This is a genomic window from Pelagibius sp. Alg239-R121 (assembly GCF_947331435.1).
GTDB lineage: Bacteria > Pseudomonadota > Alphaproteobacteria > Kiloniellales > Kiloniellaceae > Denitrobaculum.
In genome coordinates, this window is record NZ_CAMZOF010000007.1 from 38,783 (window position 1) to 58,796 (window position 20,014).

A 20,014-nucleotide genomic window follows, 5' to 3' on the forward strand; every position below is an offset into this window, starting at 1 on the left:
TCACCGCCGGATAATGCTGAATTGCGAAACCATCCTACTCCGGCGCCAGTTCAAGCCAGCAAAAGGCGTCGAATGGCAGCCCTTCATCTGATACGAAAACCTTTTCACAACTCGTGCCGGAGAAGCTGTAGCCGTGGGTTTTTCCTGCTCGATCAAAGACCTTCAGGACCGTCGGTCGACTCAAGATGGCATTGACATAGTGGTTAGCGTGCATCGAGGCCGGCTTTCCACTTTCCTGAGACCAAGCCTCATCTTCACGGGCGGTGTTCATCAGGTACCGCTGTATCCAGTCGTAATTTTCCAGCGAACCCAGCATGAGCGAATTGATTCTCGTCTCGCTAGCCGCCGCTTCATGCGCGGCCAGCAGGTCGGAAAAGAGCGAGACGGTATCCTCTGCACTGAAGGCACAGTCCTGACCTGCGGTGGTGTGAACGATGGTTAGGCGCAGCAAACTGTCCTTCTTCTCGATCGAGGCCTTTAGAATGCAACGTTCGGTCACGGTCTCGAAAAAGGGTTTGTCGCGCGACGACACTTCCTGTGCTTCGGTGGAATTCCCGCTGAAGAGGACCAGGGCGGAAATCACAGACAAGAGAACGGCCTTGAACATTCTGGTAATTCCTTTGCCTTCAATCATTATGCAGCTACCACGTCCCAGCTTCATGAGAGTATCTCAGGTATCCGTGGAGTGCGACTTTGTCAGGTACCAAAAGATAGCTGCTACGAAACCGATGAGCGCCCCAGTCGCGGCCAGGATAAAACCGAGAAAGGCCAATAGGCCCAGTCTGCTCCCCTGTATGGCGATGTCGAAGCTTGGTATATTTAGGGTGTAGAAATAGACGACCCCGCCGACGATGAACATAATGAGGCCATATATGGCCATGTCTAAAAAATAGTCGGATGATTTTTTGAGTTTGAACATTGCGCGGCACCAGACAAATCAGTTCGAAAAACGCTGCAGGTATTATCTCTAGTGATCGAGATTCGTTTTCCATGAGTCGCTCATGCACGTTGTTGCGTTCAATAATTACTGTCCTTCGGCATCAATCACTGCAGCCCCTTGGGGCACGTACCAAGCCCCAGCCGAAATGATCGTCTTTTCCAGCCAATCCGATATCCAGCGCGTTCCGGCGCATACTTTCGGAAAGCAACCCGGTGGACAGGCGCGGGTTGAGGGACAGTTCGGCTGCGACGATTGCGGTGACGTAGGGGGCCGCGAATGAGGTGCCGCTGCGGTAGGCGCCACCGCCGCCCGGTTTCGCCGTCCAGATATCGACGCCGGGCGCGGCAAAATCGATGTAACTGCCGCGGCTGGCTTTGACATAGAGGTGATGGCGGGAATCAACGGCCGTCACCGCAATCACTGATTCTTCGGCTGCTGGAAATGCCGGCGGTGCCTCCGAACCGAAATTTCCTGCCGCTGCGATCAGCACCATGCCCTGACGGCTGGCCTGAGCCAGATTCGCTGAGAAGACAGCGTTTCTCGGTCCCGCAAAAGAAAGATTGACCACCCGCAACCCTTCCTCGGCGAGCCAATTCAGGGCAATTGAGATGGTCAATGTGGACGCACGCGTCGTACCTTTGGCATCTCGTTGAAAGACTTCGGCGATGTAGAGCCGGGCTGCGGGTAACAGCCCGGTCGGTGTTCCAACGCCAGGTCGCCCCACAAGCAATGCTGCGATCCCGGTTGCATGCTCAAGACCTTCCGAAGTCTTCTCCCCGTTAAGGAAGGATTTCAGCACGATGCTTTGTTCGGCGAGGGCAGGGTGGGTCCGGTCGAGGCCACTGTCGATCAGACCGATGCGGCTCTCCAGTCCCCCACCCGCACAGCGTAGAAAGTCTGCGGGCCAATTGATTACGTGCTTTGCGTAAAAGCGGGGTCCCGTTTGCAGATCATATAGTGAGTTCCGATCGACGACGGCATCGGGCAATGCCGCCCGGAGCTCTCTGACGGCTTCATCCAATGTCGTGCCGGCAGGCAGCGAAACCCGAAAGATGTCCTGACCCAAAGCAGCTAACGGCACGCGCTCTGCGATGCGATAGCCAAGGGCGGCGATCGTGCCTTGAGACTCTTCCTGCCGATCTGCGAGCAGGAGAGTAACTTCGCCTGGAACAGCCGTGTTTCCCTGCTGTCCTGTTGGGGTGGTGGCGTCCGCCAAAGCGGAAGAACAGAGTTCAAGTTCGATGCTGGCCGGTTGACCTGTGCGGCGGCCGCGATCATCAAAGAGGGTAAGGCTATAGCGATGACCGCTCTTTAACTCCGGAGAGTTCCCAAGGTTGGCGATAAGGCGGGACCCTTGCCAGGTAGCGACGTCGAGTGGCAGTCGGCCGCTTGGCAGCTCGAGCTGTAGCGAGAGACCGCGGGCGGCCATAAGGCCGTTCCCCTCAATCATGACCAGGTCTCCCGGGCGAAAGCACCGTGGGCCGATGAGGCTCAGCAATCCAATCCCTTCCGGTCTGTTCGAACTATCCGGAGGATTTCGTGGCCTATTTTGAGGGCGACGCAGGTCCGCCGGGCCGGTGGGCGGTGATTCGAGCCCTTCCGCGGTGGGTGAAGGAAGTTTCGTGGAAGATCCGGGCAAGGGAGGTGTGCTCGATGGTGATGCCGATGAATCTTGTGCTATCGATGCCCATGGCGACGAAACCAACAAAGTCACAGCAAGAACCTGTGCCAGGAGAGACCTGATCAACATCGCTCTACTCGACTTCCACCGTTTCGACCACATCTCGACGTTGCTTTAACTTCTTCAAAACATTCTCGAGCGTCTCTCCGGCGAGGGCGCCGGTGTTGAGACGATAGATACCCAGCGAGGATGGCCCCTCCTTGATGGAAAGGCCGGTTTCCAGCAAGAGTGCGCGAATGGCCGCTTCGCTAGCTTGAGGTTTGAAGGTGATCTGCAGTTCGCTGCCATATCCGGCACCAGCGAGTTGAGGATTATCGTCGCGGCGTTGCCCGGTCGCGAGCGAAAGGCCGGCCATTACGGCGAGCGTGAGACAAGCAGCGATCGCAAGGTGGCGCCACCAGACTGTTACCCCCTGACCCCGGGCGCTTAACTGCGCCTCCCGAGCCAGATTGCTGGCTCGCTTGCCGGTCTTGGCGGTTGAGGCCGGCTGCAGGCCTTTCCCCAGAGCGATATCTCGTTGCAGGCGGATCAGACCAAGCTTACCCGGCGATGTCTCACTGGGTTCTCCTTTGACGGCTTGCCGCAGCCGCTGCAGGTAAGCGACCTCCCCGCGCGCCTCTTCAGACCGGATCAGATAGTCCTCAACGTTTGCCAACTCCTGTTCATCCAGGGTTCGGTTGACATAGAACGGAAGGAGTTTTCTGAGCTCAAGGTCGTTTGGTTCATCTGGTTTATCGGTCATGAATGGGCTCCCAGGTGCCGGGCAAGGCTGCAACAGATATGCGTCCCGCTGTGATGCGCGCGTTCTCGCGGTGTTTGTGTCGCGACAGTTGTCCATTGTTGTCTCTGGCGGGTTTCCGGTTCTTCAAAGTGATCTCGCTGCATATGTCGTTGTCCGAGCGGTGAGCGTTCAATCTGAAATGAATGCACGCACTTTTCCGAAGGGCCGCGTGCTTCGTTCACTGCCTAAAGAACAATGAAGCGCTTCTGATACGAAGCCCGGCTTTCTGGCGTTAGTCGGGAAGGAAGCTGCGCGGGTTCAAAAAAACTTACGGCGACCAATTGAACCTTTCGGCGGCACTCGCCGACTAAGGGCTACGGCCTTCGATGGAGATGTGCTCCGAGGGAGCCGCCGCAACAACAAAGTCTGAGGAGAGACCCCATGAGGCATTCTGAAGTTCTGAGGCGCGCAAAGTTCGCTGTGGCGGCGATCGTCGTTGCTGCCGGTTGTTCGAGTGCCGGAAGTGGGCCGCTGTTGGCGAAGGACTACGACCTCAAGAACGTATCTTTGACATCGGTTAACTCCACCTTGAACGACTATCCGGCGTTGGTTTTCGAACCGATTGACGGCCAGTGGATCGTCCAGGAGGAGGGGAGTTTTGGTTTTCAGGCGCGCTTGAAAATCGGAACACGGCAGCATTACACCCGTGTTCACGGTTACAAAATAGGCTTGGTGGCTGATCCCAAGTCCGAGGAAGTCTTATCGAGTACCGGCGCGGCGGTGCTCGGTCTGAAGAAAGTCGATAAGAATATCCAGGGTGTGATCAAGTTTCCGCATCTAAAACGCTTTGTGAGGAAGGCGCGTCGGATCTGCGAAAGTCATGGGAATCAGAATAAAAAGGTCGTGAAGTCCTTTGATGTAAGGATGGTTGCCACAATTGCCTATGGCCACAAAAACTATAACGGCAGCCCCGCCAATCTATGGTCAGACCCTGGGCAGATTTCCTACCTCTTTCCCGTGGCGAATAATCTGTTCCCAATAAATGTGGTCTGCAAGGCTGCCGCATTCAAAGTTACAAGTGCCGAGCTGGACTTCACCTACCAAGGTGACCGCTTCAAATGCCCGGTGAAGGCAACTTTGACGGCAACTTTGAGGGCGAATAAAGCCGGCCCGACCACGCTCATCCTCACGCGGGACGACGGGCTGAGCCAAAGGGTCAACGTCAACATTCCAAATAGCGGATTGCTGAGGTGGCGTAAGCACTACAACATCAACCAGCCGACGACGCGGAAGTACCTGATGACGGTCATTGGCCATGCGGCTTCCACTCCTTGGACGACGATGAGTGTTCCATGTGCCAGCGGCGCCGGCAGTATGACGGGTCCGGCGAAGCCTCAAAACAACAACAAGGCTTCACCGACGAAGGCAATCAAGAAGGATTTCAAACTACAGCGCTTGCGCAGAAAGTAGCTTCAGAAGTCAGCATGAGAAAATGCAGGGGCGGCTGTTCAGTCGCCCTTTTTTGTTCTCACGCAAGGCAAAACCGACTTGGTGCCACCCTCTGCTCTGTCATGGGAAGGGTGATCACTTTGAACCAAATGCATGTCAAAACCGACACAGCCTCATAGTTAATCCGTAAAAATTTTGCCGAGAGGAAAACAAGATGCCGTTTAGATCGATGAAACCGTTGGTTAAAGCCGCATGCTTTGCTGCTGGGCTTGTTGTCCCTGGTACCGCTCAGGCCCTGCCAATTTTGAACATCGAGAGCGGGCAGCTTACCGGCGCTCAGAATCTTAAGATCGGAGGCAAACTCTTCGATGTCCAGTTTGTGGAAGGATCCTGTATCTCGATCTTTGATGGTTGCGATGAGGCTTCGGATTTCGTCTTCAGCAATGAAGCCGAAGCCTTCGGCGCGGGGCAGGCGCTGCTCAATCTTGTCTTTCTGGATAGCCTGGACGGCATGTTTGATTCAAGCCCGGCCCTGACCTTCGGCTGTACGTCATCGCAGAACTGTGCGGTCGCAATTCCATTCGCCGTGTCGCCCATGCCGGATGCGGTCGGGGTTGTCTTGGCGCGCAATGAAGAAGGTGTTGATACAGATTCGCTCACCAGCCAATTGACAGTCAAGGACTTCGATTCGGCGATGTCATCCAGCGGGGTTTATGGTCATTTTACACCGCACGCTTCCGTTCCGGAGATGGGAACTCTATGGCTGTTCGCTTTCGGGGTGAGCGTGTTCGCATTTTTTGCCCATAGGCGCACGCGCCGAGGTCTTATGGGATGATCGCACTCAGAAGGCGTAGGCGTAAGCAAAAGAAACGGGGCGCCTCAGGTAATCATGGCGCCCCGATTGATTTAACTTGGATTTAGGTTTGCGGTTCTAAGCAATGGCTGCTGTAGGTGTTGTTTTTTTCGTTTCGCTCGGCGACTTTGTTGGGATGGTCGATCCGGATCGTGAAGTTGGCGGAACCGTTCTTCCAGGCATTTGGCGGGATCTTTGCTTCGAAGATGTAATTCGCCGCCAGAAGGTTCATCGGTAAGGTCTGCATCTCTTTTTTACCGCCGTTAAAATCAAAGACGACCTGCACAGGGCCCGCTGTTTTATTGCCCTGATTGCGGACTTTGATCCTTACGCTGTTGGGTCTTTTATGGTTACCGAAAAGGGGTGAGCAATAGTAATTGCCGGGTAGACCTTCAATACCGGTTTGATAGTAGGGTTCGCCATAGAGATCGATGTATGGCCCAACGCCTGGATGTTGTTTAGCTGGTTTGACGATAGGCGTTCGGGTTGGTGGTGATGGTTTCTTCGGCGCCAACTTAAGTTGTTTGGTTTCCGCCAGCTGCACAGGTGATTTTGCCTCTGCTTCAGAGCTGCCGACCAAATCCTGCGTAAGCATAGGTAATGCGACAGCAATTGCTGCCGAAGCCATGATGGTTTTATTCAACATTTAACGCTGCTCCTCGAATGAATTGTTTGTTGCCTCCTTGGTCGCGGCACTTCGTTTCGGCGTTCAAAAGAAGACGGGTTCGAGGCTTTTTTCCTGAACTATTTTACGAAGGGATCACCCGCGCAGGAGGGCGTGTGAAGATGTTTGAACCCCGCAATGGGATGTTTCGACTCACCTTCTGAATTGAACGAATCTGATTGAAACACGCGGAGTGCGAGACCGAACAAGTGAGAGCTTTGTCCCCGATGTTATGGGTTGTCTGTCGCTGCAGGCTGTCGATCGCTTTATGGCTCACCCTGCAATCTCCATCAGTGTTTGCGGCACTGGAGTCTCAGTTTCTATTCGATCTTATTATTGCGGATCAGGGAGGCAGGCAGGTGGCACGAGCTGAAGTTACGGGTAGAGGTCAAGATGGTCCCACAGTAGCGGCCACGGCCGAATTTACGTTGGAAGGTGTCATTCGCGGTCTGGAGAAGCAGTTTCCTGTCGTATTGGCGGGAGAAGGGAGTCTGGCCGGGGCTACGGGCATGCAGAGCGATCGCCTTCCTTCGACAATTGACGGTGCATTCCTGGAGACACTCGGGTCGCCCGGCGCGATAACGACCTTTCGTTTCAGCTATGAACCCGGATCCAAAGCAGAGAGCCAGCAAACACGCGCCTGGGCGGGCCGGATCCTTCGCAATACACTACCTGAATGGCGGGGAGGCAAAGCCTGGGTGCGGCGTAGGCTCTTCGAACTCGAAGCGGTTGCCGGTGTCGACACCTACAGAGAAGAGAAAGAGGGTTACGACGTCGTTGTTGCGCGTGAGCAGATTGCGGGAACCTCACGATACCGTCTGGTGTTTCGCGTTAGCACCGCGGCCCCGCAAAGCGCCCTGCCTTTATCTCTAAGCCTTTCGCAAGCCCAGCTCCTTCAAGGGCTCGGCGAAGCATTCCCGCAGCGCGAAGAAGGGATGGGACAGCTTTCTACCGGGCCGGGGAGCCACAGCGATCGGTTTTTCTCTGAAAATACTTTTGCGGAGTTGCAAACCCTCGGCACTGCGGATGATGTGCTCGCGGTCAGGTACTCTTATCAGCTGCGTACCGATCACCAGGCAGAGGTCGACAGAAACCGCCTCTATGCATTCAGTCTTATCGAGAATGCGTTCCCTGGCCGGCCAGCCGTGGCGGAATGGTTGCAGGATGCCATCGAGGTGTCGGAGCAGGAATTGGACTCGCTCAAGGAACACAAGACCGTTGTTCGGGAGGGAATAGGTCTGCGTGTTCGGTTCTTCGAAGGCTATGTCAATATCTCGATCTTTCCCGAAGCGCTCAAACTTTAGCGCGGACCATAGGCAGTCATTCGAGACATTTTCACGCGGAAGCGTTCCGTTGCCCTGCACAAATGAAGGAAGCACTGCTCTGCGCGACACATGAGGTTCAGCGGATTGGCCGGCCCGTGCAGTTTCCTCTGACAAGATCTTCTCACTCCACTATAATAACGTCCTAAGCCTGCTATCATTTTAGCCATCTAAGCAAAGAGCAAATGTATCCCGATTCTGTGATTGAGTTCATTCGGCCGTTTGCCGAACATCTTCGCGACACTGTGCTGGTCACCACTGCAGAGATGGAATTTCCGGGGCCGGAGATCGTCTACGCCAACCCGGCTTTCACGAATACCACCGGATACTCGCAGGAAGAAGTCATCGGCAAGACCCCCAGGGTGTTACAGGGCGCCGGGACTGACCGGATGGAACTGAAGCGTATGCGCGAAACCTTGCGCGATGAGGACCGCTTTTTCGGGTCGATATTAAACTATGCGAAGGACGGCCAGGAGATCACATTCGAGTGGTACATTTCGCCACTTCATGATGAACAAGGTGCCATAAAATACTGGATTTCGGTTCAGCATGCTGTTCCGGAACGCGAACGGTCCCTATTGCGCCCCAAGCTGAACGCAATGATCATCCACCAGGATGCTGATATGCGCAGCCGTTTGCGCGAAGCCCTGAATTCTCTTGCCAAGACGCCTGAGGTCCGCGAAGTAGCCGACTATTCCCAGGCAGTGAAGATAGTCTCCAAGCACAAGAACCTGGATCTCATTCTCATCGAATTGACACCGCCGCATTTTAGTAACGCGGATCAAGTGACCGCGTTACGCAGGCTCCTGCCATCCGTCCCGGTTGTCGTTCTGTCGCCTGCTCAGGATCAATGGCCGCTACGCGTTGCGATGCGGGCCGGAGCTAACGCCTACGTTACTATAACGACTGCCGGCGACGTCCTCATTGAGATCTTGCGTCTGGTGCTTGCCGGGGGCACCTTCGTGCCATGGGAACAGATCGACGCCTCGAACAGATCGAACAAGATCGCGCCGATGAGCAAGGAAGCCGAAGTGGCGTATGGGCGATTGAGCAGACGCCAGAAAGAAATTGGCGCAATGTTGATTCAAGGCCTTTCGAACGCCCAGATTGCCGCACAACTCGGAATCAAACTCGCAACGGTAAAAGGCCATGTCATGCAGACCTGCAGGGTGCTCGGTGTCAAGAACCGAACCCAAGCGGCGATGCTGCTTAACAGCCGGGACGTCGAGTAAACGGCTAGGGCGCGTATTCATAAAACGTCGATTACCGCGTTCAATTTTTCTTTTGTCGTTAGGGGCACGAGCCGGCCCGCGATTTTCAGTTCAATCTGAATTCAATTGCTCGGAAATCTGAAATCAACGGACAATTTGGTTTTGTATCACCCGGACTGGCGAAGCCTATCGCGATCACATCGCTTCCTGCATTTAGCCCCGCTTGAATGCCTGCAGGTGCGTCTTCAAAGACCAAACATTGTTCGGCATTCGTACCGAGCTTTTCTGCAGCCAAGACGTAACCTGAAGGATCAGGCTTCCCGTGTTCGATATCTTCCGCGGTCACTAGCACTTCGGGAATAGGCAGGCAGGCTGCTGTTAACCGGCGGATAGCGAGATCACGGCCAGCAGATGTCACCACAGCCCAACGCCTTGGCGGCAATTGGCTCAATAGATCAGCAGACCCTGGGATCGCCACTATGCCGCAGACATCGGTGGCTTCCGCCGCCTCAATTTTAGCAGCCTCAGCTTCGCAATCCGTGCTCGCTTTCGCGAATTCTCGAAGTACGTCAATTGTTCTTCGACCATGCGAAACTGCAAGTAAAGCAGTGGGGTCGAGTTCGTTGGTAATGGCCCAATCCGTCAATACACGCTCAACCACGACTCGGGAATCCAAGAGCGTTCCATCCATATCGAATAGGACGGCTGAATAAGCTCGATCTAGCTGCAACACTTTTTGATTCGTTCCTCTCACAAATACTGCCGAATTAGAGATTGAACAACGGCTCGATAATCAAAGTTTTTTCCTATTGCAGACCTTCATTCACATCCAGAAAAATGAGTCCTCAAACTAGAATGTTTTTGTCGTTTTTTCTTCTGGGCAGATCCCCAAAGATTATAGAAGACCACACGCCCGAAACTCTCGCCATTCCATAAGAACAATTGAATAGGTCTCAGCCTGATTGCGCCATATTGAAACCTTCCGGAGAGTAGAGGTGAACTGTCCATTGAGCAGGTCATTTTGCTTGAGAATTTGTTTTCACGACGCGCGCCGATTTCCAGCTTCGCCCTCGATTATACACTTCCTTTTTTAAGCGTGGACGGCAGTTCGAGACCTTGAATGCATGGCCGACCCCAGGCTCGCGCCTTGTCGTCGTGGTAAGTAAGGGGCGCGTAGAAAAACCATACTATAGTATTGTTTTCAATAAAATACACATAATTGTCAATATTAGTATTTTTTTAGCGAGATTTATGTATTCAATTGCTTTGTATCCTCTGCAAGAGAGCGCGTGGCAAGTACAAAAGACAATTATTTTGCTGTGCCAGTAGAATCGATCTTTAGCTCTACGTGGTTCCTGGTGGTTGGATGCAAAAGTATTTGCAAATCTTCACAAGCGACAAACGCTACAGGCACCTAAGACTTCGAGAAGATCCCTTGCCAGAGACCAAAACATATCCGTTTATCCGTCGCCAATTGGACGAATCTCGCTATCTTCGCCACGACCAGCTTGCCGGAGCAGTAGAAGAACTCATTGCGCGGAACAGGATTTTTGTAGGGTTTCTGAATCGATTGAACCAGGAGCGGCCTTCGAGTCTATTCACTGCGCTCATAAGCATCCACGAAGATATTATCGCCGTACTGCAGCGTGTTGATGCCAGCGAGAATTCGTCTCTGGAGACAATCTGTGATCTGGCCAGGGCTTCAGGCCATATGTGTAACAACTCTTCTCAAATCGCTCTTCTTAAGGTCGGAGGCGCAAAAATGTCGGTAGCGATGTCTGCACTGCGGCTGGAAACCATGCATGAGCAAACGACATAGATGACGGTTTTACGGGTGGTGCCGGTCATGGGAATAGCCGTGACCGAATAAACGAACGCAAAGTGAGCAAGGAACACAAACTACTGTATTTTCGGTTCCTCGTTGCTTGAAGATTTCTCATAAGCTGCCGTGAGCGAAACCGGCGCGGCGATGCCGTAAAGAAACGGTCATGCGGTGCGATGGTGATCCGGGTCGAGAGCGGTGACGGTTCTAAAGCTCTGTGCCCGCCTTCAACTCGCCCCAACGGATGACTGCGTTGGCGCCGAGCCAGGCAACGGGCTCGGGCGGTAGTGACTGAGGCGGAGCTTCGGCGAGCAGATCCTGCAGGAGTTCGGAGGGCGTGTCCGTGGCGAGCTCTGCCGCCAGCATGCCGGCAAGAGTTCCCTTAGCGGTGCCGAGCCCGTTCTGGCAGCAGGCCGCATAAAGACCGCTGTCGACCTCGCCGAATGCCGGCACGTTGTTGCGGCTCAGGCACAGGCGGCCGCCCCAGCGGTACTCCATTCCGACCCCGGCAAGCATGGGAAAGCGGCTTGCGAAGGCGCGATCGTGATCCCGGCCGACCGCGGCAATCCTGCGGTCGCTCACTTCCATGGAGGGGTCGTAGGTAAAGCGGTTGCGGATCACGATCCGGTCGCCGCCGGTGCCCGAAATCCGCCGGACCGTGGTTCCCATGGGATCGGCGGGCGTGCATCCCCAGACCGGCTGTCCGCCCAGCGCCTTTACTTCTTCCCCGTTCATGGCGCGCGTCATGGAGGCGTAGGTGAAGACGTGCATCAGGCGGCGTTTAAAGTAACCGAAGCTCTCGGCATGTCCGTTGACCGCCAGGATGACCTTCGGCGCCGAAACGCTGCCCTTGGGCGTCGTCGCAATCCAGGCTCCGTCCTTTCGTTCAAGGCCCGTTACCGGCGTCTGCTCATGGAGTGAGACCAGGTTCGAACCCAGTCCACCCGCCAGCCCTCGGACAAAGAGCGCCGGCTGAATCATGACTGCACCCGGGGTAAAGAGTCCGCCCCGATAATAGTTGCTTCCGGTCAGCTCGTTCATTGCGGACGCATCGAGCAATTCATGGGCCTCACCCAGCGTTACGAGGTGCGCAGCGTAGTCGCTGTTGTGCTTAAGCCCTTTTTCGCTCGCCGCCGCATTGATTTTTCCGCTCTGAACGAAGGCTTCGCTGCTCAGGCCGTATTCCTCGGCAGTTTGCCGGGCGAAGTCGATGCCTGCGCGGTTCAGGCGGGTTTGCTTGCGATCCTGTTCCAGGTCGCCGCCGTAGTCCTCCGAAGCCAGGTCGTGAGGCAGGTCGATCATGAATCCGGTGTTGCGCCCGGCAGGGCCATCGGCGATCCGCCGGGCTTCCAACAGCGTGATGCGGTCGCCGGGGCGCAGCTGCTTGAGACGGCGCGTTGCGGCCAATCCAGCGAAACCCGCACCGATGACAAGCCAGTCGGAGCTCTGCGGACCGCTGAGCTCGGGGTAGTGGGTCTGCGCGGGAAGGATCGCATTCCAGGCGGCAGGTCCAGGATCCTTGGGGAGGCGGCGGACTTTCATGGCCAATTCAATTTCATGGCAGGTCCAACTTCATGGCAGACTCAGCTTGGCCGTGCGGCCGCCATCGACCGTATAGACCTGTCCGGTAACGAAGGCAGCCTCTTCGGAAGCGAGCCAGGCAACCAGAGCGGCAACCTCTTCGGGTTTGCCGGTCCGGCCGACCGGATGAACCTTGCCGATTTGTGTGCGAAAGGCGGCGGGGTCGGGCATGGATTCGACGAAATCGATGTTCAGATCCGTATCGATCCAGCCAGGCGCCACAGCATTGCAGCGAACGCCTTCCGCACTGTGATCAACCGCCACGGCACGGGTCAAGCCATGCAGTCCGGCTTTTGAGGCACAATAGGCGGGATGGCGCGGGTTGGCGCCGAGCCCTTCGATCGAGCCGATATTCACGATCGCCCCAGCGCTGTTGCGCAGGTGGGGGAGGGCGCGCCGGATCAACAGATAAGGGGCGGTCAAGTTGACGGCCAAGGTCCGTTGCCAAGCTGCCATCGGCATCTCCTCAACCGTGCCTTCCGCCATCACGCCTGCGTTGTTGACCAGAACGTCCAACCGTCCGGCACGGGCAATGACCTCGTCAATGATCCACGCCGGCGCATTGGGATCAGAGAGGTCGGCCGGGATCGTTTCCAGCTGCGCGGCGTCTTTCCGTTGCGCCGTGAACACCCGGGCGCCTTCCGACGCCAGGCGTTCCGCACAGGCCAGTCCGATCCCGCTGCGGCCGCCGGTGACCAGCGCGACCTTATCGGTGAACCGCTTCATCCGACGGGCTTTCCACCGTTGACTTCAAGCAAGGCGCCACAGATGTAGCGCGCCTCATCCGAAGCCAGGTAGACGATCACGTCAGCGATGTCTTCAGGTTGGGCAATGCGACCGATGGGCACTGTCCGGTTTAGATCATCGATCGCCGTGTCGGGGTTCAGACCCCGTAGTGTAAAGCCCGTACGCAGCATGGGCGTGTCCACTTCGTTGGGGCAGACGGCGTTGACGCGGATCCCCTGATGGGCATGGTCACGCCCGAGGCACTGGGTCAGCGAGGCGACGGCTGCTTTCGACATGACATAGAGGGGGTGCGCCGGTCCGGGGTGCACACCCCAGCAGGACGAGAGGTTCACGATGGCACCGCCGCCGCTTTCCGCCATGAGCGGGATCGCCGCCCGGCACAGCCGGAAGGGAGCCTCGACGTTGATCGCCATGGTCAGCGCAAAGTCTTCGTCCGTCGCTTCGGTAATGGCGCCGCGCCTCATGACACCCGCGTTGTTTACCAGGATGTCCAACTGCCCGAGTGCGTCCTCCGCCTGTTTCGGTAAGGCCTCGCAATAGGCCGGGTCGCGCAGATCACCGGCGAGCTTTACATCCGCCGTCGAGGCGCTCGGATCGAGATCCGCCGCCACGACCTTCGCCCCTTCAGCCTGGAGCCGGGCGACCAGCGCCTGTCCAATTCCGCCGGCGGCGCCGGTGACCAATGCGTTACGACCTTCAAGCCGCATTGTTTTCATCTTTCCAATTCATCATCCGAAGGACGCGACCGGCGTTCCGAACGCACCGTCGTCAGGTTCTATCCCCAACCCCGGTCCGCCGGGCACGGGGATATGCCCATCCACAATGCGCACGCCGTTCCGGCTATCGTAGTGCTGCGCAATATAGGGTCCTGCAATCCAGACGCCCTCGAGCAGGAGTGGATTGACGGTGGCAGCCATGTGGACGCAGGCGGCGGCGATGATATCGCCCCCCCAGGAATCGTCACAGGTATGAGGCATCGACCGGGCCGCACAGATATCACGAACCGTAGCCAAGGGGGTTAAGCCGCCGAGGCGCGTCACCTTGAGGCCGAAACCGTCGCACAGGCCGAGCGAGACAGCGCGCAGCACGGCATTCAGGTCCTCGGTGTTTTCGTCCAGATAAACGGCATGCCGCAACTGGCCACGGATGGCGGCAATCTCCTCCATCGTGTTGCAGGGTTGTTCCATGACGAAGGGAATCTCCGGGCATTCACGGCTGACCCTGAGCGCATCGCGTGTGGTCCAGCCGCGGTTGCCGTCGACTGCGAGCCGCATGTCACGACCGACTGTTTCCCAGACCTTCCGGATCGTCTCGATATCGATCTCCACCGGGCGGCCTCCGACCTTGATCTGCAGGCGGGGATAGCCTTCGCGCAGTTTCTCGCCGGCAAGCCGGGCGATGTCATCCGGTGCACCTACGCCCGTGGCGTAGTAGGAAGGAACCCGATCGCCAGTGGCGCCGCCCAGCAGGTCGCAGATCCGTTTGCCGGTCTGCTTGCCGATCAGATCCATCGCGGCGATATCGATGGCTGCCTTGGCGTAATTGTGGCCGTTAAGCAGTGCGTTCATGGTCCGGCGCAAGGTGAGCGTTTCATTTGCCGGCTCGCCAATCAGTCCGGGCGCCATTTGCGCCAGAGCCGCCCGCGCTCCCAACGCGTGTTGTGGCTGATAGGTCGGCCCCACCGGGCAGGTTTCGCCCCAGCCGGTCAGGCCGCAATCCGTGACGAGTTGGACAATGGTGCTGTCGAGCGCATCGACCTTGGCGCGCGCCATGGTGTAGGGCCCGCCGACCACCGGCAGGTCCTTCTGATATATATGAAGTTCGGCGATCCGCACCAGCGAGTCCTCAGTATTCGTTGTTGAGGGCGTCGACCGCCGGGATCTCCCGCTCCCGCCGGGCGATGTAATCCAGCAGCTCTTCGTCTTTCGCCTGATCGAGCTTCGGTTCCTCATAGGCCTTGAGCGTGGCCTTCGCCGCCTCAAGCGCCCGTTCGGTAATTTCCTTCGAGCCGTCCGCCATCCATTGCTCGACCGAGTTGTTGTCGAACAGCTTCGGCATGAAGAAGGCGCTCTGGAAGTTCTCCAGGGTATGGGCGTGGCCGAGATAGTGCCCGCCGGGCCCGATATCGCTGACCGTCGCGATAGCTTCGTCGAAGTCGTCCCATTTGACGCCTTCAGCCATGCGATAGCCCATGGCGCACTGCTCCGCGTCGACCATGAACTTGGCGATGGAGCAATGCATGCCGGCCTCGTTCCAGCCTGCCGAATGCCAGATGTAGTTGGCGCCCGACATCAGCACGGCCATCAGGGTGCTGGCGCTTTCGTAACCTGCCTGGGCGTCGAACGTCTTTGCGCCGCCCAGGGTGTTCGAGGTCCGCCAGGGCACGCCGTAGTAACGCGCCATCTGCCCGATCATGAAATTCATCAGGCTGATTTCCGGCGTGCCGGCCATGGGCGCGCCGCTTGCCATTGAGACGGTGGAGAGATAGTGGCCGTAGATCGCCGGACAGCCTTTGCGGATCACCTGGGTATAGGCCAGCGCCGAGAGCGCTTCTGCGTTGAGCTGCGCGGCGGCCGCCGCGGTCGAGGCCGGAGTGTTGGCCCCGCCCAGCACGAAGGGGGAGCAGAGCACAGGCTGGTTGCGCCGGTTGAAGGCCCGCATGGCCCCGAGCATGGTTTCGTCCCAAACCAGCGGCGAATTACCATTACAGTTACCCGTTACCACAGGATGGGTTTCCATGAAATCCGCGCCGAACAGGATCGCGCACATGTCGAGAGCGTCTTCGGCGTTCTTGGGCGAGGTGGTCATGCCCATGAAAGTCTTGTCGGAATACTTCATGGAGGAATAGGTGATGCGCAGGTGCCGGTGTGCGACCACGTGGTCCATCGGCTCGACGATATGGTGCGCCGAGGAATGCAGCGCCGGGGCCATATGCGCCAGCTTGTGAAAGGTTGCCAGATCCTCCAGGGTCGGGCCGCGACGCTTGTCTTCCAGATCGCGCATGTAAGGCGCGCCGGTCATGGGCACGAAGATCGAGTGCGGACCGCCGAGCGGCAGGTTCTTCTGCGGATCGCGCGCGTGATAGGTGAAGTCTGAAGGGATGGTCTTGATCAATTCTCGGACCAGTCCGCGATCGAGATGCACGCGGTCTTCGTCCCGCACCTCTGCGCCAGCCTTTTTCCAATCCTCGATCGCCACCGGATCCCGGAACACGACGCCGACATTCTCCAGAATGTCCATGGAAGCACTATCGATCCGTTCGATCTGCTCGGGCGACATGGGTTCGACCAGCGGCAGGTTGCGCTTCAAACCCGGCAGCATGGTTTCGCGGACGTCGTTGCGGATGGTTCGGCGGGCGTTGCGCCCGCCGCGCCGGGACGCGCGGGGTTCGGCCTGGGCCGTCATCCTACGTTTTCCTCGGGAGCAGAATCGGACAGGTCGATCCAGATGGTTTTGAGCTCGGTGTACTGGTCGTGGGCGTGCAGGCCATTGTCGCGGCCGCCGAACCCGGATTGCTTGTAGCCGCCAAAGGGCGTCGAGATATCGCCTTCGCCGTAGCAGTTCACCGTCACCGTACCGGCCCGGATGGCGCGCGCCGCCCGGATGGCTTTCTTGGCATTGGCGGTAAAGACGCTGGCGGCAAGACCGTAGTCCGTGTCGTTGGCGATCTCGATCGCTTCCTCGAAAGATGACACGGCGATGACCGCGAGGACCGGACCGAAGATCTCTTCCTTTGCCAGCTTGTCGCCGAGCTTTACGCCGTCATAGATCGTCGGTTCGACGAAGCTGCCCTTGCCTTTGCCGCCGGCCACTGCTTTCGCGCTCTTGTTCCCGGCTTTCAGATAGCCCGTCACCTTTTTGCAGTGCTCACCGTCGATCAGGGCGCCGAGATGATTCGCCGGATCGAGGGGATCGCCGGTCTTCCAGTCCCGGGTACGCGCCAGGATGCGCTCCATCAGCGGCTTCTTGACCGCCTTATGTACGATCAGGCGGGAGTTGGCCGAGCAGTTCTCGCCCATGTTCCAGAAGGCGGCGTTGACGATGTGCCCCGCGACCAGATCAAGATCCTCGGCATCCTCCAGCACGATCGCCGGGTTCTTGCCGCCGCATTCCAGCACGATCTTCTTCAGGTTGCTGTCCGCGGCATAGCGCAGGAAGCGCCGGCCGGTTTCCGTCGAGCCGGTGAAGCTGACCATATCCACATCTGGATGCAGGCCCAAAGGTTCACCGACTGAGGGGCCGTCACCGGGCAACACCTGCAACACGCCGCTGGGCAGTCCGGCTTCCATAGCCAGTTCCGCCAGTCGCAGAGCGGTCAGGGAGGTTTGCTCGGCCGGTTTGACGATCACTGAATTGCCCGCCGCCAGCGCCGGTCCGATCTTCCAGGCCATCATCAGCAGGGGGAAATTCCAGGGCAGCACCGCGCCGACGACACCGATAGGTTCACGCACGACGATTGCAAGCGCATCCTCGCCGCTGGGGGCGGTCTGGTCGTAGATCTTGTCGATGGCTTCGGCATGCCACTTGAGGGTGTGGATGGTCTCGGGAATGTCGATCTCTTCGCAGTCCCTGATCGGCTTGCCGCTGTCGAGACTCTCCATCACCGCAAGCTCGCGCCGGTTCCGCGCGATCAGCTTGCACAGCCGGATCAGCAGGTCTTTGCGTTCCGCAGGGTGTCGTTTTGCCCAATGCCCCTGTTCGAAGGCCTCCCGGGCTTTCTTGACCGCCAGATCCACGTCCTTTGAATTGCAGGCGGCGATCTCACAGAGCGTTTTACCGGTTGCGGGATTGACGGTCGTGAGCTTGGCACCACGTCCGGCGCGGAATTTCCCGTCGATGAAGGCCGTGCGGGGAAAATCGATCCCGGCGGCGATGGCGGCGTATTCTTCGCGAGTCAGTAGATCGGTCATCTCACGATTCCTTCTCGATCATCTCGATCGACGCGTTCATGGTACGGATCACCTCCGCCAGTTCGCGCTTGTCGTCTTTGTTCAGGGGTTGCAGCGGTTTGCGCGGCGGTCCTGCATCGATACCACGCAGGGTCAGGCCGTGCTTGATGCACTGGACGAACTTGCCGCCCTGTTCCAGCACCCGCATCAGCGGCAACATGGCCGACATGATCCGGCGGCCTTTGGTGAAGTTGTCTTCCAGCGCACAGGCTTTGTAGAGGGAGATGTGTGCTTCCGGTGCGAAGTTGGACCCCGCGCAGACCCAGGAACGCGCACCCCAGGCAAAGAACTCCAGCGCCTGATCGTCCATGCCGCAGGAAAGCTGGATGTGCGGATAGTCCCGCGCCAGCATATGCAGTCTGTTGGGATCGCCCGAACTCTCCTTAATAGCGCAGAAGTTGGGGCTGCGCCCCAGACGGTCAAGCGTATCCTCGTCCATATTAACGCACATGCGGCCCGGATAGTTGTAGAGCATCACGGGCAGGTTGGCGGCCCGGTCCACGGCCAATGCATGCAGCGCGATTTCCCGTCCGGTCGGATAGGCGTAGGGTGGCGTCGCGACCAGCAGGGCATCTGCGCCGGCGGCTTTCGCGGCCTCGGCAAAGGCGATGCTGTCTTCGGTCCGGATTGCACCCGTGCCGATGATCAGCGGCAGCCGGCCTTTTATGAGCTCCTTCGCGAGTCCCATCATTGCGACCCGCTCTTCCGCGGTCTGGGCGTAGTATTCGCCGGTCGTGCCCGCGACGATGATGCCGTGCACGCCCGTAGCAATCAGGTGCTCGATCGCCTCGGCAAAGCCGTCCCGATTAATCGAGAAATCCGCGTGATAAGGGGTGACAACGGGCGTGTAGATGCCTTCGAACCGCATCGCGATCTTCCTTGCAAGCAACTCAGTATGTTCAGAATGCCCTCATGGGGCGGGTAGCTGAAGAAGAGGATGGCCCTCCATCCCCTTCTTCATGGCTGTCAGTGACAGCTTACTTCGCGGCGGCTTTGGCCGCTTCAATCCAGCCGTCGAATGCCGACTGGTTTGCAGCGATCCATTCGTCGACGTGACGGTCGATGTCGGCGATGTCCTTTTCGCCGGCCTGCATCTTGTTGTTCTGGCCCGAGACGTCGTTGATGTTGATCTCGGCAACCTCGAACAGCTTCGCGGCGGCCGGGTTGTCCTTCAGGAAGTTGTTGTTGGCAACCACCCGCAGGGAGTTGACCTCAAAGCCCAGATCCTTGCCGTCGAAGGAGGTGTTCGCCTTGCGGCCGTCGGGCAGCGACGAGAAAGGCACGGCCAGCCACTCGACGTTCTCACCCGGGACCAGCACGCCGGAAACCCAATAAGGAGTCCAGGTGTAGTAGATCACCGGCTTGCCCTGCTTGTTGCGGGCAATGGTGTCGGCGATGATGGCGGCATAGGCGCCCTGGTTATGGGTGATCGTGTCGCGCAGCTCAAAGGCGTCGAGTTGATGCTCGATCACCCGCTCGCAGCCCCAGCCTGGAGGGCAGCCCGCCAGATCGGCGCTGCCGTCGCCATCGGCGTCGAACTTCTTGGCGACTTCGGGGTCCTTGAGATCACCGAGGTTCTTCACGCCCGAATCATAAGAAGCCTTGTCGACCAGATACCCCTGCAGCGCGCCAGAGATCAGATTGCCGACCTTGCTCAGGGCAGCATCGCCGCCGGATTCCTCGTAGAAAGCAGTGTGCAGCGGATCCCAGTGCACTGCGGTGAAGTCGCCGTCACCCTGGCCAAGGGCCAAGTGCATGGTCTGGTACTCGACTTCCTGGGGTTCGTCGACCTCGTAGCCGAGGGCTTGGAGCGCCTTATAGAGGATCTTGTGCTGGAACTTCTCTTCCAGATTGGTGCCTTCGACCGGGCGTACAGTGACGCCCTCGCCGGGTAGATGCCCGTCGGCAAAAGCCGAAACGGACCCGAATGACATTGCTGCGGCAATCGTCGAGCCCAGCAACAGTTTGCGCGTTAACGACATTTCCTATTTTCTCCCTGCTGTATGCTGCCGACCCGCGTCAGTCGCGAGCCTGCTCCGGCAGCTAAATCTAGAGTCTGAGAGGGCGAACCCGT

The 20,014-nt window shown here is 57.9% G+C and carries 19 protein-coding genes; 5 read left to right on the forward strand and 14 right to left on the reverse strand.

Translation table 11 applies throughout. From position 1 onward, the window contains the following. Positions 1–34 precede the first annotated feature (34 nt). The 4 genes from QMZ18_RS21955 to QMZ18_RS21970 all read right to left on the reverse strand — a co-directional run bounded on the left by QMZ18_RS21955 (position 35) and on the right by QMZ18_RS21970 (position 3,363). Positions 35–607 carry a hypothetical protein gene (locus tag QMZ18_RS21955; protein ID WP_282608501.1) on the reverse strand — a complete coding sequence of 191 codons (573 nt, stop codon included), beginning with the start codon at positions 605–607 and terminating at the stop codon, positions 35–37. A 63-nt stretch (positions 608–670) separates the two neighbouring features. Then, on the reverse strand, positions 671–919 hold the full coding sequence (locus QMZ18_RS21960; RefSeq protein ID WP_282608502.1) for a hypothetical protein: 249 nt from the start codon (positions 917–919) through the stop codon (positions 671–673). 121 nt (positions 920–1,040) lie between these two features. Continuing rightward, positions 1,041–2,390: a S8 family serine peptidase gene (locus QMZ18_RS21965; protein ID WP_282608503.1), complete on the reverse strand. Its 1,350-nt coding sequence runs from the start codon at positions 2,388–2,390 to the stop codon at positions 1,041–1,043. Positions 2,391–2,694: 304 nt separating this feature from the next. Beyond that, positions 2,695–3,363 carry a hypothetical protein gene (locus tag QMZ18_RS21970; RefSeq protein WP_282608504.1) on the reverse strand — a complete coding sequence of 223 codons (669 nt, stop codon included), beginning with the start codon at positions 3,361–3,363 and terminating at the stop codon, positions 2,695–2,697. 459 nt (positions 3,364–3,822) lie between these two features. On the opposite strand from QMZ18_RS21970, the gene QMZ18_RS21975 reads away from it, so the two are divergent. Both QMZ18_RS21975 and QMZ18_RS21980 read left to right on the forward strand, forming a co-directional pair. After that, complete coding sequence (locus QMZ18_RS21975; protein ID WP_282608505.1) at positions 3,823–4,812, forward strand: hypothetical protein; 990 nt, start codon at positions 3,823–3,825, stop codon at positions 4,810–4,812. A gap of 193 nt (positions 4,813–5,005) precedes the next feature. Next, positions 5,006–5,626 (forward strand): hypothetical protein, encoded by a 621-nt coding sequence (locus QMZ18_RS21980; RefSeq protein ID WP_282608506.1) that lies wholly within the window; start codon positions 5,006–5,008, stop codon positions 5,624–5,626. A gap of 82 nt (positions 5,627–5,708) precedes the next feature. Here QMZ18_RS21980 and QMZ18_RS21985 read toward each other — a convergent pair whose 3' ends face one another. Then, entirely contained in the window at positions 5,709–6,290 is a 582-nt protein-coding gene (locus tag QMZ18_RS21985) for a CARDB domain-containing protein (RefSeq protein ID WP_282608507.1), read from the reverse strand. A 377-nt stretch (positions 6,291–6,667) separates the two neighbouring features. Here QMZ18_RS21985 and QMZ18_RS21990 point away from each other — a divergent pair, with 377 nt between their 5' ends. Continuing rightward, on the forward strand, positions 6,668–7,612 hold the full coding sequence (locus QMZ18_RS21990) for a hypothetical protein (RefSeq protein ID WP_282608508.1): 945 nt from the start codon (positions 6,668–6,670) through the stop codon (positions 7,610–7,612). Between the two features lie 203 nt (positions 7,613–7,815). Further along, positions 7,816–8,862, forward strand: a complete 1,047-nt coding sequence (locus tag QMZ18_RS21995; RefSeq protein ID WP_282608509.1) for a LuxR C-terminal-related transcriptional regulator — start codon at positions 7,816–7,818, stop codon at positions 8,860–8,862. 85 nt (positions 8,863–8,947) lie between these two features. On the opposite strand, the gene QMZ18_RS22000 is transcribed toward QMZ18_RS21995, so the two are convergent. Further along, on the reverse strand, positions 8,948–9,574 hold the full coding sequence (locus QMZ18_RS22000; RefSeq protein ID WP_282608510.1) for an HAD-IA family hydrolase: 627 nt from the start codon (positions 9,572–9,574) through the stop codon (positions 8,948–8,950). 633 nt (positions 9,575–10,207) lie between these two features. Here QMZ18_RS22000 and QMZ18_RS22005 point away from each other — a divergent pair. Continuing rightward, a complete protein-coding gene (locus QMZ18_RS22005) occupies positions 10,208–10,660 on the forward strand; it encodes a hypothetical protein (protein ID WP_282608511.1) in 453 nt (150 codons plus the stop codon). Between the two features lie 210 nt (positions 10,661–10,870). On the opposite strand, the gene QMZ18_RS22010 is transcribed toward QMZ18_RS22005, so the two are convergent. The 8 genes from QMZ18_RS22010 to proX form a co-directional block, all read right to left on the reverse strand. Continuing rightward, entirely contained in the window at positions 10,871–12,205 is a 1,335-nt protein-coding gene (locus QMZ18_RS22010) for an FAD-binding oxidoreductase (protein ID WP_282608512.1), read from the reverse strand. Positions 12,206–12,235: 30 nt separating this feature from the next. Further along, positions 12,236–12,970, reverse strand: a complete 735-nt coding sequence (locus QMZ18_RS22015) for an SDR family NAD(P)-dependent oxidoreductase (RefSeq protein ID WP_282608513.1) — start codon at positions 12,968–12,970, stop codon at positions 12,236–12,238. Then, complete coding sequence (locus tag QMZ18_RS22020) at positions 12,967–13,707, reverse strand: SDR family NAD(P)-dependent oxidoreductase (protein WP_282608514.1); 741 nt, start codon at positions 13,705–13,707, stop codon at positions 12,967–12,969. Before QMZ18_RS22020 ends, QMZ18_RS22015 begins: the two co-directional genes overlap by 4 nt. A 12-nt stretch (positions 13,708–13,719) precedes the next feature. Beyond that, entirely contained in the window at positions 13,720–14,826 is a 1,107-nt protein-coding gene (locus tag QMZ18_RS22025; RefSeq protein WP_282608515.1) for a mandelate racemase/muconate lactonizing enzyme family protein, read from the reverse strand. 10 nt (positions 14,827–14,836) lie between these two features. Beyond that, positions 14,837–16,396, reverse strand: a complete 1,560-nt coding sequence (locus tag QMZ18_RS22030; protein ID WP_282608516.1) for a trimethylamine methyltransferase family protein — start codon at positions 16,394–16,396, stop codon at positions 14,837–14,839. Beyond that, complete coding sequence (locus QMZ18_RS22035) at positions 16,393–17,901, reverse strand: aldehyde dehydrogenase (protein ID WP_282608517.1); 1,509 nt, start codon at positions 17,899–17,901, stop codon at positions 16,393–16,395. The genes QMZ18_RS22030 and QMZ18_RS22035 overlap by 4 nt, the downstream gene beginning before the upstream one ends. A gap of 1 nt (position 17,902) precedes the next feature. Next, on the reverse strand, positions 17,903–18,808 hold the full coding sequence (locus QMZ18_RS22040) for a dihydrodipicolinate synthase family protein (RefSeq protein WP_282608518.1): 906 nt from the start codon (positions 18,806–18,808) through the stop codon (positions 17,903–17,905). 109 nt (positions 18,809–18,917) lie between these two features. Further along, the gene (proX, locus tag QMZ18_RS22045) at positions 18,918–19,922 is read right to left on the reverse strand and encodes a glycine betaine/L-proline ABC transporter substrate-binding protein ProX (RefSeq protein WP_282608519.1); all 1,005 of its coding nucleotides are present in this window, start codon (positions 19,920–19,922) and stop codon (positions 18,918–18,920) included. Positions 19,923–20,014: the final 92 nt, after the last annotated feature.